General features: G+C 59.6%; 19 protein-coding genes and 1 riboswitch. Of the genes, 9 read left to right on the forward strand and 10 right to left on the reverse strand.

The genetic code is table 11. The features are described 5' to 3' along the window. On the forward strand, positions 1-342 hold the full coding sequence (locus ACNA0J_RS16260; RefSeq protein ID WP_415819909.1) for a helix-turn-helix domain-containing protein: 342 nt from the start codon (positions 1-3) through the stop codon (positions 340-342). Between the two features lie 12 nt (positions 343-354). Further along, positions 355-1,695, forward strand: a complete 1,341-nt coding sequence (locus ACNA0J_RS16265; protein WP_415819910.1) for a type II toxin-antitoxin system HipA family toxin — start codon at positions 355-357, stop codon at positions 1,693-1,695. Between the two features lie 128 nt (positions 1,696-1,823). Here the strand turns inward: ACNA0J_RS16265 and ACNA0J_RS16270 are convergent, their stop codons facing one another. From ACNA0J_RS16270 to ACNA0J_RS16280, 3 genes are read right to left on the reverse strand one after another with little or no spacing between them, the layout of a single operon-like run. After that, entirely contained in the window at positions 1,824-3,293 is a 1,470-nt protein-coding gene (locus ACNA0J_RS16270) for an efflux transporter outer membrane subunit (RefSeq protein ID WP_415819911.1), read from the reverse strand. Then, entirely contained in the window at positions 3,286-6,492 is a 3,207-nt protein-coding gene (locus ACNA0J_RS16275; RefSeq protein ID WP_415819912.1) for an efflux RND transporter permease subunit, read from the reverse strand. The genes ACNA0J_RS16270 and ACNA0J_RS16275 overlap by 8 nt, the downstream gene beginning before the upstream one ends. Before the next feature lie 12 nt (positions 6,493-6,504). Then, a complete protein-coding gene (locus ACNA0J_RS16280; RefSeq protein ID WP_415819928.1) occupies positions 6,505-7,740 on the reverse strand; it encodes an efflux RND transporter periplasmic adaptor subunit in 1,236 nt (411 codons plus the stop codon). 160 nt (positions 7,741-7,900) lie between these two features. Here ACNA0J_RS16280 and soxR point away from each other — a divergent pair, with 160 nt between their 5' ends. Then, positions 7,901-8,377, forward strand: a complete 477-nt coding sequence (gene soxR / locus ACNA0J_RS16285) for a redox-sensitive transcriptional activator SoxR (protein WP_415819913.1) — start codon at positions 7,901-7,903, stop codon at positions 8,375-8,377. A 64-nt stretch (positions 8,378-8,441) separates the two neighbouring features. Here soxR and ycaC read toward each other — a convergent pair whose 3' ends face one another. Then, positions 8,442-9,068: an isochorismate family cysteine hydrolase YcaC gene (gene ycaC, locus ACNA0J_RS16290; protein ID WP_415819914.1), complete on the reverse strand. Its 627-nt coding sequence runs from the start codon at positions 9,066-9,068 to the stop codon at positions 8,442-8,444. Between the two features lie 117 nt (positions 9,069-9,185). Further along, positions 9,186-10,052, reverse strand: a complete 867-nt coding sequence (locus ACNA0J_RS16295) for a pirin family protein (protein WP_094823990.1) — start codon at positions 10,050-10,052, stop codon at positions 9,186-9,188. Positions 10,053-10,196: 144 nt separating this feature from the next. Here ACNA0J_RS16295 and ACNA0J_RS16300 point away from each other — a divergent pair, with 144 nt between their 5' ends. Then, the gene (locus ACNA0J_RS16300) at positions 10,197-11,102 is read left to right on the forward strand and encodes a LysR family transcriptional regulator (RefSeq protein WP_415819915.1); all 906 of its coding nucleotides are present in this window, start codon (positions 10,197-10,199) and stop codon (positions 11,100-11,102) included. Between the two features lie 48 nt (positions 11,103-11,150). On the opposite strand, the gene ACNA0J_RS16305 is transcribed toward ACNA0J_RS16300, so the two are convergent. Further along, positions 11,151-11,435 (reverse strand): acylphosphatase, encoded by a 285-nt coding sequence (locus ACNA0J_RS16305; RefSeq protein WP_415819916.1) that lies wholly within the window; start codon positions 11,433-11,435, stop codon positions 11,151-11,153. A 90-nt stretch (positions 11,436-11,525) separates the two neighbouring features. Between ACNA0J_RS16305 and ACNA0J_RS16310 the strand changes: the two genes are divergently transcribed. Continuing rightward, positions 11,526-12,689: an alpha-hydroxy acid oxidase gene (locus tag ACNA0J_RS16310; protein WP_415819917.1), complete on the forward strand. Its 1,164-nt coding sequence runs from the start codon at positions 11,526-11,528 to the stop codon at positions 12,687-12,689. Between the two features lie 72 nt (positions 12,690-12,761). Beyond that, positions 12,762-13,592 (forward strand): AraC family transcriptional regulator, encoded by an 831-nt coding sequence (locus ACNA0J_RS16315; protein WP_415819918.1) that lies wholly within the window; start codon positions 12,762-12,764, stop codon positions 13,590-13,592. Here the strand turns inward: ACNA0J_RS16315 and ACNA0J_RS16320 are convergent. After that, positions 13,574-14,629, reverse strand: a complete 1,056-nt coding sequence (locus ACNA0J_RS16320; protein WP_415819919.1) for a BMP family protein — start codon at positions 14,627-14,629, stop codon at positions 13,574-13,576. The two genes, ACNA0J_RS16315 and ACNA0J_RS16320, sit on opposite strands and share 19 nt — an antisense overlap. A gap of 218 nt (positions 14,630-14,847) precedes the next feature. Between ACNA0J_RS16320 and panE the strand changes: the two genes are divergently transcribed. Together panE and ACNA0J_RS16330 are read left to right on the forward strand one after the other, a co-directional pair. Continuing rightward, positions 14,848-15,777, forward strand: a complete 930-nt coding sequence (gene panE / locus ACNA0J_RS16325) for a 2-dehydropantoate 2-reductase (RefSeq protein ID WP_415819920.1) — start codon at positions 14,848-14,850, stop codon at positions 15,775-15,777. A gap of 49 nt (positions 15,778-15,826) precedes the next feature. Further along, entirely contained in the window at positions 15,827-16,342 is a 516-nt protein-coding gene (locus ACNA0J_RS16330; protein ID WP_415819921.1) for a nucleoside 2-deoxyribosyltransferase, read from the forward strand. Between the two features lie 21 nt (positions 16,343-16,363). On the opposite strand, the gene ribB is transcribed toward ACNA0J_RS16330, so the two are convergent. The 3 genes from ribB to ACNA0J_RS16345 form a co-directional block, all read right to left on the reverse strand. Next, entirely contained in the window at positions 16,364-17,101 is a 738-nt protein-coding gene (gene ribB / locus ACNA0J_RS16335; RefSeq protein ID WP_415819922.1) for a 3,4-dihydroxy-2-butanone-4-phosphate synthase, read from the reverse strand. Positions 17,102-17,236: 135 nt separating this feature from the next. After that, a riboswitch (FMN riboswitch) is annotated at positions 17,237-17,388 on the reverse strand. Between the two features lie 39 nt (positions 17,389-17,427). After that, a complete protein-coding gene (locus ACNA0J_RS16340; RefSeq protein ID WP_415819923.1) occupies positions 17,428-17,955 on the reverse strand; it encodes an SET domain-containing protein in 528 nt (175 codons plus the stop codon). Positions 17,956-18,092: 137 nt separating this feature from the next. Then, a complete protein-coding gene (locus tag ACNA0J_RS16345; protein ID WP_094824000.1) occupies positions 18,093-18,566 on the reverse strand; it encodes an Lrp/AsnC family transcriptional regulator in 474 nt (157 codons plus the stop codon). A gap of 93 nt (positions 18,567-18,659) precedes the next feature. Here ACNA0J_RS16345 and ilvB point away from each other — a divergent pair, with 93 nt between their 5' ends. Next, positions 18,660-20,483: a biosynthetic-type acetolactate synthase large subunit gene (gene ilvB, locus ACNA0J_RS16350; protein WP_415819929.1), complete on the forward strand. Its 1,824-nt coding sequence runs from the start codon at positions 18,660-18,662 to the stop codon at positions 20,481-20,483. The last annotated feature ends 58 nt before the right edge of the window (positions 20,484-20,541 follow it).

The following is a 20,541-nucleotide window of genomic DNA, read 5'->3' on the forward strand; positions in this document are numbered from 1 at the left end:
ATGAAAATCTCTCAATCCTCTACGATTTCTCCCGAGCTGGCCGAGCAATCAAGGCATGTCGGACATCTATTGGCTCGGCTGCGCTTGGCTCGGCACATTAAGCAGGCGGATGCTGCGTTGCGCGCGGGTCTTTCCCGCAATACAGCCTATCGTCTGGAAAAAGGCGATCCAGGCCTAGCATTCGGACAGATTCTCCGGTACCTGGATGCAATCTCTCCCGGTGCTACCCTGGCCGACCTTTTGGCCGAGTCTGACCCGGCGCTCAAATCGCTTGCGTCCCGCGAGGCTACGCGTCGCGTTCGCGATCTACCTTCTTCTGAGCTGGCAAAGCTCGACTTCTAAGGACTATTTCAGATGGCCAAAGACCGGGAAGTCGTCGCCTTTGCCTATTTGGATGAAGGTTGGGCGCCATGTGGGCTGTTAACCATGACGGAGGAAGGTTCGACTCTGCTTGCCTCGCGCTTCTCCTATGGGACCAGGTATCTCGACAGACTAAATGCTGTGGAGGTAGACCCTGTGAGCTTGGGTTTGCACGGTGACTCAGTCAAAGGCAAAGTCCTGTTGCCCGTGAACGAGTTAACCAGCTTTGGCGGCATTAGAGATGCAGCGCCAGACTCTTGGGGACGGCGCGTTATAGAGGCCAAACTTAAGGTACCCGCAAACAGCTTGCGCGAGTCCGACTATCTCCTCCATGCCGGCAGCAACAGGGTGGGTGCCCTCGATGTACGACTGACGAGAGACTCGGAGCCCGCAGAGGGTTCGACTGGTGGTGTCCACGAGTTGGAGCATCTGCTGGACGCCGCAGAGCGAATTGACGAAGGTCTGCCAGTACCGGCCCATCTCGAGCAAATTTTCATTCAAGGTACAGCGTTGGGCGGCGCGAGGCCAAAAGCTACAGTGAGAGATGAATCGGGTCGTTTGATGTTGGCGAAGTTCGCTACGAGGAAAGACTCCTTTGACATTCCTGCTGTCGAGACCGCGACATTGCGGTTGGCTGGGGCGGCGGGCCTCCGCGTGCCGGCGGTACAGACGCAGATGCTGGGTGATCGACGAATTATGATGATCCGCAGATTCGACCGGTATTGGCTCGACAAGGGAGTCATGCCGGACGGCGAGACTGACCTCACTCTGGCGCCGAAGGCCGGTCGTTCCGAGCGTCGGATGGCATTCGTAAGCGGTCTGACGCTAGTCGGATGTGATGAGTCGGAGTCCAATGCAAAGGCATACTCGGACTTGGCTGCGGCAGTACGAAAATATTGTCACCCAACGGTGATCCGCCAGGACAGTGAGGAGTTATTCAAACGCATGGTGTTCAACGTTATGGTGAACAACGATGACGACCACCTGCGCAATCATGGGTTTATTTGGGATCCGACTCTGTCAGGATGGCGCCTTAGTCCTTTGTATGATGTACTGCCTAGACCGTCGCTTGCCACCGATAGATACCTGCATCTGGGAGTCGGGCCTGACGGTCGAATTTCAACGGTCGACAACGCCTTGGCGGGTGCTGGTCAGTTCTCCATCAACCCGGCTCGTGCGGGTCAATTGGTCGCGGAGGTGTGGGCCGTCGTTCGGGAATGGAAGGTGGCCTTCGACGAGTTTGGCGTGAGCTCGCAGGATATCGAGAAAGTCGCGCCAGCATTCCGGCACATTGATGACATAAGCAGTGTGGAAGCTCGTAAATTGATTGGATGATTCGATCCTTCTATGTAAGTCCAGAGGCAAATGCACCCCACAGACGAGAACGCTGTCGATGAAAATCTAGTGCTTTCTCCGTAACACTAGATTCCGTGAAAAGAGCCGCTGACAGCGGCTTTTTATCGTCAGTTGTTCGCATATCGCTGTAGATCTGCCGCTTGATCCCAGCGGCCTGACATCGCTTTATAGAGGGCGATGCTTGAACGCACGGCATTGATCTGGCTTTCAGCCGCGATGTCTTGTGCGTCCAGTTGTTCGCGTTGGGCATCGAGGACTTCGAATAAACCCAGGGTGCCGCTCTGGTACATGCGTTGAGCGAGATGTTCTGCTTTGTTGCGCTGTTGTACAGCGGCCTGCAGCGTTTGCAGTTCGTCTCTATTTCTATTCAAGCGTACGAGGGCGTTTTCTGTTTCCTCTAACGCACCCAGCACGGTTTGTTGATAATTGGCCAGCGCCTCGGCAGCACCCGCCTCGCTGGCAGCGATGCGGGCGCGCACGCGGCCGATGTCGAGAAATGACCAATCTACGCCCAGAAAAACATTGCTGGTCGCTGTGCTGGCGTTAAACAGATTATGTCCGCTCAAGGCGAAACTGCCTAACAGACCTCCGAGCGATAAACGCGGAAAGAGATCGGCAGTGGCAATGCCGATGCGGGCGGTGGCCGCGTGCAGACGTGCTTCCGCCGCGGCAATATCAGGCCGGCGGCGCAGCAATTCGGCAGGTGTGCCTGGATCCAGCATGGACGGTACTTGTGGCAAGGGCCGTACCGCGTCCAGGTGTGCAATGAGGCTCTCTGGGGACTCGCCCAGCAACACTGCAAGCCGGTGCTGCAGCACGGATATTTGTGCCTGCAACGCGGGCAGGCGCGCCAGCGTGCTTTGTAATTGCGCCTGTGCGCGACTTTGGTCCAGGTCTGTGCCCATTCCGGCATGTAGCCGGCGATCTACCAGACGTGCCGTATCGCGTTGGTTCTGCGCGTGCGACAGCGCGATCTGCATGCGCAGTTGTGTACCGCGCAGCTGTGTATAGGTATCTGCGACTTGAGCGGCGATGACGACTTGCAATGCGGCCAAGTCGGCTTGGGTCATCTGTTGCTGCGCCTGCTGTGCCTCTACCGTACGCCGTACGCGGCCATACAGATCCAATTCCCAACTTGCCTGAATCTGGGCGTTGTAGTTGCGTGCAGAGCGCGGCTGACCAGGGCTGAGTTGGTCCTCACTGAGTTTTTGCTGAGCGGCTTCGCCGTTCATGGTCACCGTGGGAAAACGATCCAGCCGGGCCTCGTTCAACATGGCATCGGCGCCTTGCAAGCGGGCGAAGGCTGCATGCAAGTCGCGATTGCCGGTCAAGGCTTGTTGCACGAGAGCGGTCAGCTGCTCGTCGCCGAACTGAGTCCAGAAGTCCGCGTCGCGCACATCGAAGACGGGTAAGTGCAAGCTGCCGGATGGTTTGACGTCGCCGGCCTCGTAGCGTGCGAACTGCGCCGAGGTGGGCACGGAGGCCGCCGGGCTATGGAAGTCCGGCCCCACTGCGCAGCCCGTTACGATGAGACTGCACGCGACGGCCAGGCTGCGCAGCGTTAGGGACTTAGCCATGAGCTTGCTCCGGTGATTCTGGATGATGGCGTTGGGTTGCTGCGCCTGGCGTGGCGGCATTGTCGTGCGGCCTGAGCTGAGTGCCGCTGAGTTTGCGTAGCGTGACATAGAACACGGGGGTGAGAAACAGACCAAAGAGCGTTACGCCCAGCATGCCGGAGAACACGGTGATGCCTGTCGCCGCGCGAACCTCGGCGCCTGCGCCTTGCCCGATCAGCAACGGCACTGCGCCAGCGATAAAGGCAATGGAGGTCATGACGATGGGGCGCAGGCGCAAGCGGCAGGCAGTGCGGGCGGCATCCCAGATACTGGCGCCCTGCATTTCCAGTTCACGCGCGAACTCCACGATCAAGATGGCGTTCTTGCACGCCAATCCCATGAGGACGACCAGGCCGACTTGCACAAAGATGTTGTTGTCGCCCCCAGATAACCACACACCGAAAAGCGCTGCGCAGATGCACACAGGGACAATGAGGATGACAGCCAGCGGCATGGTCCAGCTCTCGTATAGTGCGGCGAGTACGAGAAAGACCAGCATCACCGCCAGCGCGAATACGACGGCCGCCGCATCGCTTTGTTCAACCTGTTGATAACTCATTTCTGTCCACGCCAGCTCAATGCCGCGCGGTAATGTCCTCTGCGCAATGTCTTGCAGCTTGGCCAGGACTTCAGCCGAAGACAGGACCCGCGGATCGGCGTCTCCTATCAGGTCCGCCGCAGGAAAACCGTTGTATCGCATGACCGGATCGGGGCCGTAGGCGGGAACCACGGTCACCATGGACGCGATCGGCACCATTTGCCCATCGCTGTTGCGCGTTTGCAGTTTGCCGATGTCTTCGGCGGTCTGACGGTAGTCGGCATCGGCTTGCAGCATCACGCGATAGACGCGCCCGAAAGCGTTGAAGTCGTTGACGTAGACGGACCCCAGATACGTCTGCAACGTTTGAAAGAGATCGTTGAGCGCTACGCCTTGTGCTTTCGCTTTGGTGCGATCGACTTTGACTTCCAGTTGAGGGATGTTGGATTGATAGGCGCTAACGGGGTAGCTCATGCCTGGCGTTTTGACGATCTCGGCTTGAAAGGCATTCATCGCCTGTTGCAAAGCCGCGTAACCCAGGCCTGCGCGGTCCTCCAGAAACAAGGAGTAGCCCGATCCATTGCCCAGGCCTTGTATGGGAGGCGGCATGAGCGCGTAACCGAAGCCGCCTTCCATTCCTGCCAATGCACTGTTGAGTTCTGCACTGATCTCCGTGGCGTCACGGCTGCGCTCGCCAAATGGTTTTAGGGTGACATAGGCGCTGGTCAGATTCGGGGTGTTGGTGGTTTGCAGGGCGTTCAGACCTGCGAATGCCGAGACGGATTGCACACCGTCTATTTGAAATGCGCGACGCGTGAGTTCTTGCGTGACTTCGTCGGTGCGGCGCAACGAGGCACCTTCGGGTAGCTTGGCGCCTGCAAACAGGTAAAGCTTGTCCTGCATCGGGATGAACCCGCCGGGCACGCTATTAAAAAGTACCGCTGTGCCTGCGAGCAGCGCGATGTATACGGCAAATACGATCCCTCGTTTTTTGAACGAACGGCCAACCGTGTGCTCATAGGCCTGCGCGCTGCGGTCAAACCCGCGGTTGAAGCGTTTGAAGAACCAACCCAGACTCCAGTCTATGACGCGCGCCAGTCGATCCTTGCGTGCGCCGTGGCCTTGCAGCAGCTTTGCGGCCAATGCTGGCGACAGCGTGAGAGAGTTGATGGCGGAGATCACGGTGGAGATCGCAATCGTGACTGCAAACTGTTTGTAGAACTGCCCAGTGATGCCGTCCAGAAAGGCCATCGGTACAAATACGGCGCACAGTACCAACGCAATGGCGATGATCGGACCGGACACTTCTTTCATCGCCAGGTGGGCTGCATCGCGCGGGCTGTGACCCTTTTCGATAAATCGTTCTACGTTTTCCACGACAACGATGGCGTCGTCGACAACGATACCGATGGCCAGGACCAGACCGAACAAGGTCAACGTATTGATGGAATAGCCGAGCAGCAGCAGCCACGCGAATGTGCCTACGATAGACACGGGCACGGCCAACAGTGGGATGATCGATGCGCGCCATGTCTGCAAAAACACGATGACGACCAACACGACCAGGATGACTGCCTCTATCAGGGTATGCTGAACCGCCGTGATGGATTCGCGTACGAACACGGTGGGGTCCCACAGGTATTCGAACGAGGCCGCCTGGGGCAGATCGCGAGATAAGCGATCCAAGGTCTGGTACACCTCTTCTGCCACCTTCAGGGCATTGGCGCCGGGCGTGAGGAAGATACCAATTGCGGCCATATTCTGGCCATTCAACGAGGCGCGCAAGGTGTAGTCGCTCGCGCCCAGCTCGATGCGAGCTACATCTGACAGACGCACGACTTGTCCGTCTGCGCCGGTTTTCAGAATGATGTCGCCGAATTCGTGTTCGGTTTTCAATCGGCCTTGCACGTTGATGGACAGGAGTTTGTCCGTGTTCTTGGTGCTGGGCTCTGCGCCGAGCTGGCCGGCAGAGACCTGCACGTTTTGCTCGCGTACGGCGGCAATCACTTCGCTTGCGGTGAGTTGCCGGGCAGCGATTTTGTCGGGGTCCAACCACACACGCATTGCATAATCGCCCGAGCCATAGACGCCGACATCGCCAACACCCTGGATACGAGCGAGCTCATCTTTGACTTTGAGCGTGATGTAGTTGCGCAGGTACAGGGTATCCAGGCGTTCATCGGTAGAGGCCAATCCCACATACATCAGCGGCGTTGCCGTCTGTTTTTGTGTCGTGATACCGAACTGGCGTACTTCTTCTGGCAGGCGGCTTTGCGCCTGGCTGACGCGGTTTTGTACGCGTACGGTGGCATCGTCGGGATCAGTGCCGGGGCGAAAGGTGGAGACTACTTGCAAGGTGCCGTCCGACGCCGCGACGGACTTCATATACATCAGCCCTTCTACACCGTTGATGGCTTCTTCTAACGGTACGGCGACGGATTCGGCGATTTCTTTGGGATTGGCGCCCGGATAGGTGGCGCGCACGACGACGCTGGGTGGGACGACTTCGGGATATTCGCCAGAGGGCAGCAGCGGGATGGCAATCAAGCCCACGGCGAACATGATGATGGACAACACGATCGCAAAGATCGGCCGATCGATGAAGAATTTTGAGAAATCCATGGCGGCCTCGATTTACGGCCGATGCACGGCGGCGGTTTGTTCTGTGTACGGCGTAACGTCTAACTGCGCGACGGAGTTTCGCGTTTGATCTCGATCTGTCGAAGCGGGTTTTTCTGGCTCTTTGTCGTTGCGTGTGGTGGGCGCCAGTGGCATGCCTGGGTAGTAGATCCGCTGCATGCCTGCGACGACCACTTGGTCTCCCGGCTGGAGTCCTGATTCCACAATGCGCCGGCCCTCGAACAGACGGCCCAGTTGCAGTTCGCGACGTTCAGCGCGGTTGCCCTGACCCACCACGTAGGCATATTTGCGGTCTTGGTCCGTCAAGACGGCTTTGTCGTCGATCAGGATGGCGTTGGATCTGGCAGGGCTCTGCATCTGTACACGTGCAAACATGCCGGGCGTGAACAGGCCCCGAGGATTGGGAAGGGTGGCGCGCACGCGGAGGGTGCCGGTCTGCGGATCGAGGCGGTTATCGGTAAAGCTCACCGCGCCTTGGTGCGGAAAATGATCTTCGTTTGCCAGGCCGATCCGTACGAGTGTGGCGTTTGTGCCGCGATTGCCGGCCGTGCGGGCGATCTGTTTATTACGCAACAGACTTTGCTCGTCCGCATCGAAATAAACATAAACGGGATCCTGTGACACCAGTGTGGTCAGGACGCTCGTATTGGCCTGTGCCAGATTGCCGGCCGTCAGCATTGCACGACCGACCATACCGTCGATCGGCGCGCGTACTACGGTAAAGTCCAGGTCCAGCTGCGCGGTGGCAAGGGCCGCCTCTGCGGCCTGTACGTTGGCGAGGGCCTGCGCCAAGGTGCTGGCACGGTTGTCCGCTTCTTCTGCGGAGATCGCCCGATCCGGTAATAGCGCACGGGCACGCTTGTCCTGTGTGCGGGCCAAGGCCGCCGCCGCTTTGGCGTGCTGCAGCTGTGCCTGGGCGCTGGCAAGCGCGGCCTGATAGGGTCTTGCGTCGATCGTGAACAAGAGTTGGCCTTTGCGTACCGGCTGCCCATCCTGGAAGTTCACGGCGTCAATGTAGCCGCTGACGCGGGGGCGGATCTCCACGCTTTCCATGGCGGCAATGCGGCCGTTGAACGTGTCCCATTGTTGTATTTGACGTTGTTCCACGGGTTCGACGGTTACCTGGGCGGGGGGAGGTTCCGCGGCCTGCTCCTTGCCTCCGGCAGCCTGTTCGCAAGCGCTCAAGCCCAATAGTGCGGCCATGGTCATGGCCGCTGTACCCAGTCGCATAAACCAGCGCTGGCTGATCGTCGATGTCATCTTCACATTCCAGGAATGAGCGTGGCCGCAACGGCCACACGGGGCAAGGCGCCCCGATTTACTCGTTGAAGGAATGTATTTTCAAAGTTAAAGTCAACTTTAAGTCAAGTGACAAAATGGAGTTTGCGACATGGACGAGCGGGATGATGCCTTGCTTCCAATAGGGTTTATCGCGCAGCGCAGCGGGGTCAATGCCTCGGCCCTGCGCTATTACGAATCGCTCGGCCTGATCGAGTCCACTCGCAGCGGATCCGGTCATCGCCGCTATCGCCGCTCGACGCTGCGGCGAGTGGCCTATATCGTGTTTGCCCAGCGATTGGGGTTTCAACTGGACGAAATCGCTGCGCAGCTCGACGGGCTACCCAAACATCATGCTCCTACCGGTGAAGAATGGAGCCGTCTCTCGCCTGTCTGGATCAGCCGCGTGGACGAGCGCATACGGGAGCTGAAGCAATTGCGCCGCAACCTCGAGTCCTGCATAGGATGCGGTTGCTTGTCGATGAAGGTCTGCAATGTGTTCAACCGCGCCGACTGTATTGGCCGCAAGGGACCGGGGCCCAGATTGTGGTTGGGTGACCAGTTGACGCCTGCTGGTGATGAGGCGTGAAGCCGTTGCGAATCGTCGGTAGCGCACCGCCCGAGGGTTCCCGCCGGGCGGTGCAATAAGCTGATTATTTCGCCTGCGTCAGCGTGTTGTAGCTGGTGATCAGGTTGCGATAGTCAGGAATGTGGTTCGAGAACAATTCGGCCAGGCCTTCGATGTCGTTGCGCCAGTCGCGATGCAGTTCGCATGCTGCGCCGAACCAGGTCATCAGCTGGGCGCCCGCGGCGCTCATGCGGTCCCAGGCGGCATCGCGGGTGAGCGGGTTAAAGGTCCCGGATGCATCGGTGATGACGAATACTTCGAAGCCTTCTTCCAGGGCTGACAGCGCAGGGAATGCGACGCAGACTTCGGTGACGACGCCGGCGATGATCAGTTGCTTTTTACCGGTGGCCTTGATGGCTTTGACGAAGTCTTCGTTGTCCCAGGCGTTGATTTGGCCGGGACGCGCAATGTATGGGGCATCGGGAAACTGGGCCTTCAGTTCGGGTACGAGCGGGCCGTTCGGGCCGGTCTCGAAGCTGGTGGTCAGAATCGTGGGCAGTTCGAAATACTTGGCCATGTCGGCCAAGGCCAGCACGTTGTTCTTGAATTTGTCAGGGTCGATGTCGCGTACCAGGGACAGCAGACCGGCTTGGTGGTCTACCAGCAAAACGGCAGCGTTGTTCTTGTCCAGACGGGTGTAGGGTTTGGTCATGATGGTCTCCAATGGCACTCAGGTGGCGCCCGGGTGGGCAGGGTCAAGCATGGCTCGCATGGGCGAGGGGGAGGCGATGCACGCCGTCGGATCGAGGACGGCGCGCATCGGTCAAGACTAATGCGTCATCTGGCCAAAACGGCCCCGGTTGAAATCGTCGATGGCCTGACGGATTTCGGCGTCGCTATTCATGACGAAGGGACCGTAGCCCACGATGGGCTCGTCGATCGGTTCGCCGCTGAGCAGCAGCAGCGTGGCGTCGTTATTGGCCTCGACCTGGACTTGGGTGCCATCGCGCTCGAGATGGACCAGCTGCGCTTCGCGAACGATTTCAGCGCCGTTGACCATCACTGTGCCGCGCAGCACCACCAACGCCAGGGTGTGGCCTTCTGGTACGTCAAACGTCGCGACACCTTGCTGGTTCAGACGCACATCCCAGACATTCATGGGGGTATGGGTCTGTGCCGGGCCGCGATGGCCATCGAATTCGCCTGCAATGACACGGACCTGGCCTGCACCGTCGGGCAGCGCTACCGAGGGAATGTCGCGATTCAACAGGGTTTGATAGCCTGGCGCGGACATTTTGTCGCGTGCTGGCAGATTGACCCAGAGTTGCACCATTTCCAGTGCGCCACCTTGGCGGGTGAACGCTTCGGAATGAAATTCCTCGTGCAGAATGCCGCCGGCCGCCGTCATCCATTGAACGTCGCCCGGACCGATGTGGCCGCCGGCGCCGGTGGAGTCGCGGTGGTCGACTTCGCCCTGGTACACGATGGTGACGGTTTCAAAGCCGCGATGCGGATGCTGGCCTACGCCACGGGGACGGGCGGCTGGCGCGAATTGCGCCGGGCCGGCGTAGTCCAGCAGCAGAAACGGGCTGAGATGCTTGCCGTGGCTGTCGTAGCCGAACATCGAACGAACCGGAAAGCCGTCGCCAACCCAGTGGGGACGCGGAGCGCTGTAAACGCCGAGGACTTTCTTCATCATCTTTCTCCAGTGCCGGCTGCGAGCTATGTGTCGCAGCGCCATGACTAGAACTATAGATTCGGGACAATTTTGGCGGTAGTAGGCAAAATTCGTTATCACTGTTCTATTATGAGAACACTGGGCCAGGAGTGAGGAGCCACCATGCAGGATTTGAACGATCTCTATTACTTTGTACAGGTGGTGGATTACGGGGGCTTTGCACCCGCCGGACGTGCACTGGGCGTGCCCAAGTCCAAACTGAGCCGGCGTATTGCTTTGTTGGAAGCCAGGCTGGATACGCGATTGCTGATGCGTACGACCCGCCATTTTGCGGTGACGGAGATCGGTCAGACGTTCTATACCCATTGCAAAGCGATGCTGGTCGAGGCGGAGGCAGCGCAGGAAGCCGTGGCGCTCACGCAGGCCGAGCCGCGCGGTACGGTCCGGGTGACTTGTCCCGTGGCGCTGTTGGACGCGCAGGTGGCCGAGATGCTGGCGGCTTTTATGGTGCAGTATCCCCTGGTCCAGATTCACCTGGAGGAAACGAATCGCCGTGTGGATGTGGTAGCCGAAGGCATCGATGTCGCGATCCGCGTGCGGCCGCCACCATTGGAAGACAGCGATCTGATCATGCGGGTGTTTTGCGAGCGGGGGCAGTGCCTGGTCGCCAGCCCGGCGCTGCTGCAGCGTGTCGGCAAGCCCGCCGCGCCTGCGGATCTGACGAATCTGCCCAGCCTGGGGCTGGGTTTACCGCAGAGCGAGCATGTGTGGAATTTATTCGGGCCGAATGGTGCACATGCCGCCATCCGTCATCAACCACGCTTGATTACGCGCGGCATGCTGGCGCTGCGGGCTGCAGCGGTAGCAGGCGTGGGAATTGTGCAATTGCCCACCATGTTGCTGCGCGGGCAATTCGAGCGCGGCGAGCTGGTGACGATATTGCCTGATTGGGCGCCACGCCGCGAGATCGTGCACGCGGTGTTCGCTTCCAGGCGTGGGCAACTGCCGGCGGTCAGGGCGCTGATCGATTTCATGGCCGATCATTTTGCGGTGTTGCCTGACGATTGATCTTTGCCCGCCGTGGCTTGGTGAATCCAGATCGGGGGCGATTGCCGGCTACAGCTGTTCAAAGCGGACGTAGCGTTTGTCGGCGTAGATGCGTTCGGTAATCAGCTCACGTACGAGAGCAGCGGGCGGGCCGCGGCGCAGCCATTCCAGCATGTGATCGACCTGATCAGGGCTGCCTTGCACCATGGCTTGTACGGTGCCGTCTTCCATGTTTTGCACCCATCCGGTGACACCCAGCATATGGGCGCGGCGCACGGTGGCGTGCCGGTAGCCCACGCCTTGTACGACCCCCTTGATGATGGCGTGTACGGTTTCGTGTTGAGGGACTTGCATGAGAATCCTTTGATACCTGGTTGATCTGGTGTCGAGGCTGCGGGAGCGACGCGTATACTTTCGGAGCCCTCTATTTTGCAATAGTGTCCTATGACCCAGAATCTTGCCAAGATGACCTGCATCGAAGACCTGCGTGTATTGGCGCAGAAACGCGTGCCACGCATGTTCTATGACTATGCCGATTCGGGGGCATGGACCGAGAGCACGTATCGTGCCAACGAAACTGATTTTCAGAAAATCAAGCTGCGCCAGCGGGTCGCCGTCAATATGGAAGGCCGTTCATTGCGCACCACGATGGCGGGCGCCGATGCCATCATGCCGGTGGCGATCGCGCCTACGGGCTTGACAGGCATGCAGCACGCGGACGGCGAAATGCTGGCGGCGCAGGCGGCGGCCGAGTTCGGTGTGCCTTTTACGCTGTCGACGATGAGCATCTGCTCGCTCGAAGACGTGGCGCGCGCGACGGGCAAGCCGTTCTGGTTTCAGTTGTATGTGATGCGTGATCGCGATTTTGTCGGGAATCTGATTGATCGCGCCAAGGCGGCGAATTGCTCGGCGCTAGTGTTGACGCTGGATTTGCAGATCATGGGGCAGCGCCACAAAGATATTCGCAATGGTCTGTCGACGCCGCCCAAGCCGACCTTGGCGAATCTGATCAACCTGGCGACCAAACCGCGCTGGTGCCTGGGAATGCTGGGCACGCCACGCCGTACGTTCGGCAATATCGTTGGTCATGCCAAAGGCGTCGCCGATATGTCGTCGCTCGCGTCGTGGACGGCAGAGCAATTTGACCCTTGCTTGAGCTGGGACGATGTCGAGTGGATCAAGCAGCGCTGGGGCGGGAAACTGATTCTGAAAGGCGTGCTGGACGTTGAGGATGCGCGTTTGGCCGCCGATAGCGGCGCTGACGCATTGATTGTCAGTAATCATGGCGGGCGTCAATTGGATGGCGCGATGTCGTCAATCGCGGCGTTGCCCGCTATTGCGGAGGCGGTGGGATCACGGATCGAGGTCTGGATGGACGGCGGCATTCGATCGGGCCAGGATGTGCTGAAGGCCGTGTCCCTGGGCGCGAGCGGCACCATGATCGGGCGTGCTTTTTTGTATGGCCTGGGGGCATATGGAAAAGCGGGCGTGACCCGCGCCCTGGAAATCCTCTACAAGGAGCTGGACGTGACGATGGCGCTGTGCGGGCGCAAGTCGTTGACGCCGGGCGATCGAAGCATGTTGCTGCCGGGGACGTATCCCACGTAGCACCCTCCAGGCCTCGCAAAACCGCAAAATCTGCAAATGGGTCCTCGTTACAGTGCAAGCACTGGAGAACGAATGAAAGCCAAAACCCGCATTCATTACGCCAAGCGGCTGGAACCCGTGTTGCAGTGGTTGGCGTCGCATCCTGATGCGACGCCGGACTTGTACCTGCTGGCCGACTTGGCGTGCCTGTCGCCTTATCATTTTCACCGTGTCTATCGCGCGTTGATGGGGGAGACGGTGAACGCCACGATGTCGCGCTTGCGTATGCATCGTGCGTCGACAGATCTCGCGGGGGACCGGTCCATGCAGCAGGTGGCGCAACGTGCGGGATATACATCGCAAGCGGCGTTCAACCGGGCTTTCGGGACAACGTTCGGCGTACCGCCGGGGCGTTACCGGCATGCGCGCTCCAGGCCCTTTAATCCTCAGGAGCTTGGTATGTATCCCACTAGCATCGAAACTTTCGCGGGCGCATCGTTGGCAACGCTGGCACATCATGGCGATTATCAACACATCGGAACCACGTTCGATCGCCTGTTCTTGTTGGCGTCCAGCCGGGAGCTGATCGAGCCCGCGACACGGTCGTTTGGCGTGTATTTCGACGATCCGCAACAGGTGCCGGCTGATCAGTTACGCGCGCTAGCGGGTTTTACGTTGCCCGATGGGGCGGTCGTGGATGCGGTGTTTGAACCATTTGCGTTGCCTGCCACGCGTTGCGCCGTATTGGAATATACGGGACCGTACAGTGAGCTGGAGTCGGCGTATAACTGGTTATTCGGGCAATGGCTGCCGGATAGCGGCTACGAAACGCGGGATTTTCCCATGTGGGAAGAATACGTCAATGATCCGAAGACAACCCCTGCTTCGGATCTAAAAACGCGTATTTATTTGCCGCTCGCCTGAGTCGGTGAGTGGCCGGCCGGGGGCAGTGGCGCGTCGTTGAGTTTGATGGTGAAGCGCCCATCGAGCATGGTTTGCTGGCGAGCCTCTACGCGAGCGATCAGTGCGCTGGGGACTTTGTCTTGAAAGGTCCCTAGCGGCGCCAGCATCGCGCCCTGATAGCGCATTTGCGAGTATTTGCCGTAGTCGTCTGCTTTGAACGTGCCTCGCCTGACCATGGTCAACGCGCGTTCGATGGTGGGTACCATGTCCCATATGGCCGATGCGACAACGGTATCGGGATATTGAGCCTGCATATCCACGGTGTTACTGATGATCAGCTTGCCGCGTTGTTCGGCAGCCTCGGCTGCGCCGACATGTTCTGCGTAAAGGACATCGGCACCCTGGTCGATTTGAGCAAAGGCCGCTTGTTTGGCTTTGAGTGGATCAAAGCGTGAGTGGATGAACGTGACGAGAAATTTTGCGTCAGGGTTGATTTCGCGTACGCCGTCCATAAAGGCATGCAACAAACGGTTGATACCCGGGATGGGGTCGCAGGCAACCAGGCCGATGGTGCCGGATTGGCTCATGCCGCCGGCAATCATGCCGGCCAGATAGACGGGTTCCTGGATGTAGTTATTGAAAACCGAGAGGTTGGGTTGCTGTGGACGGTTGGTCGAGCCGACCAGGAATGCGATATTTGGATAGTCTTTGGCAACCCGATATATGCCGGACTCGCCTGCGAAGGCTTCACCGATGATGAGTTGTACGCCCTGCTGGGCGTATTTGCGCATTGTTGCCTCGTACTTTTCGGGAACGACGTTTTCCGAATAGAGGTAGTCGATCTCACCGCGCGACCGCGCCAGCACCAATGCTGTGTGCACGCGTGATACCCAAGGCTGCACTATCGGAACGGTGTAGACGGCGGCGACCTTGATCTTGACGCCGGTTTGCGCCTGGAGTTTTCCTGCTATCAGGATCGCGCCCACGGCTGCGCCGAGCTGCAGTAGCGCGCGTCGTCGGGTTTGTTCGGTTGTTGGCAAAGAAGCACCAATAGTCATGGGTGAGGTTCCTGATCGCCCAGTAACATTGCGGCATAAGATCGCACCATGCGCATAAGTCACGCAGTGCAACATGACGGGCTGGCGCTGTCGTGTGTCGTTACTGCGCGTAGCGATGATTATAGGCAGCTTGTGCCCGGTGTGAGGCCTGCATGGGTGCATAATTTCAGATTACGCGCCCGGCCTGAAGCGGTGCGCAGCATTCACTGGAGAAACACATGAGATTGTTGTTCCTAGGCGCGGGCGGTACTGGCGGCTATTTCGGCGGGCGAGCCGCACAAGCGGGCGCCGATGTGACGTTTCTGGTACGAGAGGCGCGCGCCCAAAAGCTGCGGGCAGAGGGGTTGAAAATCGAAAGTCCGCGTGGCGATGCCGTCGTGCAGCCGCAGTTGGTCACGGCGGACGAATTGACCGCGGCCTATGACGTGGTGGTGGTCAGCTGCAAGGCTTATGACCTGACCAGTGCGATCGAGGCAATTCGCCCTGCGGTCGGGCCGGATACGGCGATCTTGCCGATCATGAATGGGGTGCTGCAATACGATGCCCTGGACGCGGCGTTTGGCGCATCGCGCGTATTGGGCGGGCTCTGTCAGATCAATGCGACGCTGGGGGCGCAGGGTCAGGTCAAGCATCTGGGACAACATGCAGTGTTTGTGTATGGCGAACGCGCCGGCGAGCCGCGCAGTGCGCGTTGTACTGCACTGGAGGCCGCATTGGCCGATGCGGCGTTCACCAGCCGACTGAGTGCGGAGATACAGCAGGACGTTTGGGAAAAGTACGTTTTCCTGACCACCATGGCGTCGGCGACGTGTTTGATGCGCGGGCCTATCGGACAGATCGCGTCGACGGATTCGGGAGAGGACATTCTGCGCAGCTTGCTCGGGGAATGCCAGCAGGTGGCTGCGGCGTCCGGGCATGCCGTGCGTGCCGAGGCGGACGAGTCGGCACTGAAGATCCTGACGGACCGCCAGTCACCCATGACGGCATCCATGTTCCGCGACCTGAGCTTGAATGGCCCGGTCGAGGCCGATCACATCATTGGCGATATGGTGCGGCGTGCTGGCGTATTGCAGCTGGACGTGCCGTATCTGCGAGTGGCTTATACCCATCTGCAGGTCTATCAGGCACAGCGCGCAGCGAGCGTGTAGGCTGCGCGGGCCTGGGCGGCGTGGGGTGTGGACACCGATAAGGTAACCGATGAAGAAGATCTATCTGGCGGGTTTTGATGTGTTTCGTGCGGACTCGCTGGCTCACGGTGCATGGTTGAAACAGCAATGCCGCCAGCATGGCTTTGAGGGGTCGTACCCCCTGGATAACCAGGCGCCGGCCGATCTCTCGGGACGGGCTTTGGCACAGTGGATTTATGAGGCCAATGTCGTGCTGATTCGCCAGGCCGATGCGGTGATGGCGAATCTGAATGCGTTTCGCGGCGCCGAACCCGATTCGGGGACGGCGTTTGAGGTCGGCTATGCCACGGCGCTGGCCAAGCCGGTATGGGCCTATGTGGATGAGGCGGATTCGTTGGTACAGCGCCTGGCTGTGGCGCAACGTAATGATCCGCCGCGCCATGTTGATCGCGACGGCTATACCGTCGAGGATTTTGGCCTGAATCTGAATCTGATGCTGGCCTGCAGTGCGACGGTGGTCGTAGGGGATGCAGCGCAGTGCCTGGCTCGCATGGCGCAGGCACTGCGTGATACAGAGGGCGCCTGACGGATCAGACGCAGGCGCATCTCAGGCAGCGACAGCATCCGGCGCTGTTGCGCTTGCCTGCTCCAATTGACGGCGATGATCGGCCAGCTCGGCAATGGTCAAGGCGACCAGGCCATGTTCCGCTGCGTAGCGTGCGATGGCCGGGCCCCGCATCATGGTGCCGTCGGGATTCATCAGTTCGCACAGTACGGCGGCCGGACGCATACCTGCCAGCACGGCGAGATCGACCGAGCCTTCGGTGTGTCCGCGCCGTGTCAGCACGCCACCGGGCTGCGCACGCAAGGGAAACACATGGCCGGGGCTGACGATGTCTTCGGCCTGCGCGCCGGAGGCGATCGCGGCCCGGATGGTGGTGACGCGGTCGGCGGCCGAGACGCCTGTGGACACGCCATTGCGGGCCTCGATGGACACGGTAAAGGCGGTGCTGAACCGGCTTTCGTTGCGCGTCACCATGGGAGGCAGTTGCAACTGGTCCAAGGTTTCATCAGTCAGGCACAGGCAGACGATGCCGCTGCAGTCGCGGATCAGCTGTGCCATGATGGGGACAGTGAGCTTGTCGGCAGCGACGATCAGGTCGGCCTCGTTTTCGCGATCGAAGTCGTCCATCAAGATGACGGGACGGCCCAGGCGCAGATGATGCAACGCCCGCGTCAGCCGCGTCTGGAATGGCTGCGCGTAGAGATCGGGAGGGGAATACGGTGAGGCAGGGATACCGGCGCTGTGGCTGGTGGGAGTTGCGGTAGAAGTGACACTAGACATTGAAACGCTCTCGCAGAAAAGGTGGCGAAAAACGTTTCAGGGCACATGATAGCCATCTTTGCCCGTACAACGGCCAAGCAGCACGCGACGGCCTATGGCCGAGACGAATTGCCCGCGATTGGGTGGGTTCAGCTGGCACATCTTCTCTCATCCGGACTGTGACCGTCGGCTCTGGAATTGCACCAGATCTGCTGACCCCGGCTGCCATGAGACAGACCGGGCGCTCGCGGGCTCGCCAAGTGTGGCTTACCGCCGGTGGGGAGTTTCGCCCCGCCCTGAAGACGTACTGCTATGCCGCAACACGCGGCACGAAGGACATTGTACGCCTAGTCCGAGGAGGCCTGATTTTCCAGGTCCTTTTTGTCTTTTTTGTTTTTCTTTTTCTTTGTCTTGACCGCCAGCATGGTGCCGCGGCAGGTCGGCGCCCCGCACAGGCAAAGATAAGCTGCCTTGAGCTTTTTGGTGATCTTGTCCTCGAGCACCAGGCCGTAGTCGTAGAACAGCTCTTCGCCACGCGCGATATCGCGCAGTGCCGTGATGAAGACACGTTTGCCGCCTGCGCTTTCCTGCGATTCGCAGTTGGGCTCGCAGGCGTGGTTGATCCAGCGTGCATCATTACCATTGTCGCCGCCATCGATCACGCGGCCCGAGCTCAGCGAAAAGAAGAACGTGTGGAACGGATCGTCGGGATTCGTAGGATGACGGCGATCGGCTTCCTTGGCGCTGATGCGTGCGCCTTGGTATTCGATGATCTGGGTACCGGCGGGGATCTTGCGGGCAGCAAAGACACCATTGCCGTGCAGCTTGGAGCGGCGCACGACGTGCCAGGGCTTGGGGGATTCTGCAGTGGTCATGAAGGCAAAGCCAGGTAGCGGGCCAGCGGGGATTATAGGTGCAATGGATGACAGTCCCTAGGCAATGCGTTTTGCCATATCCGCGTGGCCCTTGGAGGGCAAGCGCATTGGGCAAGGCAACGCGTTCTGCGCAGGCATCATGTGGTGATCTCGGTATTCAACGGCAACTGCGTTTCCTTCAGCCGGCGCAGTACGAAACAGGACTTGCTATGGCGAATGCCTGGAATGCGATAAAGCTGTTCGCGCAATAGCCGTTCATAGTCGCGCGTGTCGCGCACGGCGATGCGGATGTAGTAGTCATAGTCGCCCGATACGAGAAAGGCCTCCAGGACCTCGGGAATCTGCGCCAGCGCGCGGCCAAATTCGTAAAGGGTTTCTTCGCTGTGGCTTTCCAGCGTGATGTGCACGATAACGGTATCCATGAAGCCGAGACTGGCGGGATCCAGGTCCACCGTATAGCCGCGAATGACGCCCGCAGACTCCATGCGTTTGATGCGATTCCAACAGGGCGTCGAAGACAGGCCGACCTCGGCGCCGATCTCGTTGAGGCTGGCGCGGGCGTTCTGCTGTAAGGCCCTCAAAATGGCAAGATCAAATTTGTCTAGTTTCATTTTCCGGGTTTCCTTAAAAACAAAGATTAATTTACTGGAAAATCCCGGAATTTGGAGAAAATAAGAGAAATCTTCTGGGCGGAAAGGCATAAGATATCCACTATGAACGATCGACTCCACGCCAGCGCCCTCGCCGCCTTGAACTCCGATACCCGCCCCGCCCGCAACGGGGCGCAAATTTTGCTCGACACGCTGATTGCTCGTGGTGTCGATACCGTGTTCGGTTATCCGGGGGGCGCCGTACTGCCGCTTTACGATGCGCTGTACGCCGAGCCGCGCTTGCGTCACGTGCTGGTGCGCCATGAGCAGGCGGCGGTCCATGCTGCTGAAGGCTATGCACGCACCACCGGCCGGCCCGGCGTGGTGTTTGTGACCTCGGGTCCGGGGATGGCGAACACGACATCCGGTTTGCTGGACGCCATGTGCGATTCGATCCCGGTGTTGTGCATCAGCGGCCAAGTAGCGACCACCGCAATTGGCACGGACGCTTTCCAAGAGTGCGACGCCATGGGGATCTCGCGCTCTGTGACCAAGTGGAATACCCAGATTCGCACCGTCGACAACGTGGCCGACGTGGTCGGGCGCGCCTTTGATCTGACACGCCAGGGACGGCCGGGGCCTGTGCTCGTGGATTTTCCGAAAGACGTGCAGTTGACCCCGTTACCCTCATCACCAGAGACCGCAGAGCCCTCAGAAGGCTCGCGTGTCGCCGCATTGCGCGCGCGCCGGCAGGCGGGCAAAGCCCCGTTGAAACTGCCGCAGACCGCGGTGCGCCGTGCTGCGGCCCTGATCGCACAGGCGCGTCGCCCGGTTTTTTATGGTGGCGGCGGCCTGATCAACTCTGGCCCGCAGTCCTGCCAGGCATTCACCGACCTCGTGCGTCACACAGGGGCGCCCTGCACGCTGACGTTGATGGGCCTGGGGGCGTTTCCTGCATCGGACCCGCAATTCGTGGGCATGCTCGGCATGCACGGCACGCTAGAGGCCAACATGGCCATGCACGAAGCCGACCTGGTGGTATGCATCGGAGCACGCTTTGATGACCGCATCACCGGCAAACTCGCTGAGTTTTGCCCCCATGCCCGCAAGATCCATATCGACATCGATCCTGCATCCATCAACAAGGTGGTGCGCGTCGACGTTGCTCTTGTTGGCGATTGCCTACCTTTGATCGATGCGCTGCGCAGTGCGCTGAACGAGCATCCCTTGCCGGCCGCGAGACTGACGGATTGGTGGCGGCGGATCGACACATGGCGCGCGAAAGATTGCCTGGCCTATTCGTCCACGCCGGAAGCGATCTTGCCGCAGCAGTTGATGCAGCAGTTGAACACTGCGTTGGCCAGCCACGATGCGATCGTTTCCACCGATGTGGGCCAGCACCAGATGTGGGCCGCGCAGTATCTACGTTTCGACAAGCCGAATCGTTGGCTGACCTCGGGCGGTGCTGGGACGATGGGCTATGGGCTGCCGGCTGCGATCGGGGCGCAGGTCGCGCATCCAGATAAAACGGTGGTGTGTGTCAGTGGCGATGCTTCGGTGTTGATGAACATCCAGGAGTTATCCACAGCCATGCAGCATGACACACGTGTGAAGGTCGTGTTGTGCAATAACGGCTATATGGGGATGGTGCGTCAATGGCAGGAATTGATTCACGGTGGACGTTATAGCCACAGCTACAACGCATCTCTGCCCGATTTCGTTGCGCTTGCCAAAGCGTTTGGCTGGGGAGCGGCGCGAGTGGATGATCCGGCGCAGTTGGATGAGGCGTTGGCGCAATGTCTGGCGCATCCTGGACCGTACTTCTTGGACGTTGCGGTGGCTGCGCAGGAGAACTGTTTTCCCATGATGCCTGCTGGTGAGGGGCATCATCGGATGATGTTGGCTGAAGGGGTTTGGTATGAGGATGACAGTGTTTGATGGCGTAGGTTTTCGCTGTTAACACGTCGCGGCCGGTTGCCATGGGCCACGCTGGCCT

Source organism: Bordetella tumbae, assembly GCF_965139195.1.
Taxonomy (GTDB): Bacteria; Pseudomonadota; Gammaproteobacteria; order Burkholderiales; family Burkholderiaceae_B; genus Bordetella_A; species Bordetella_A tumbae.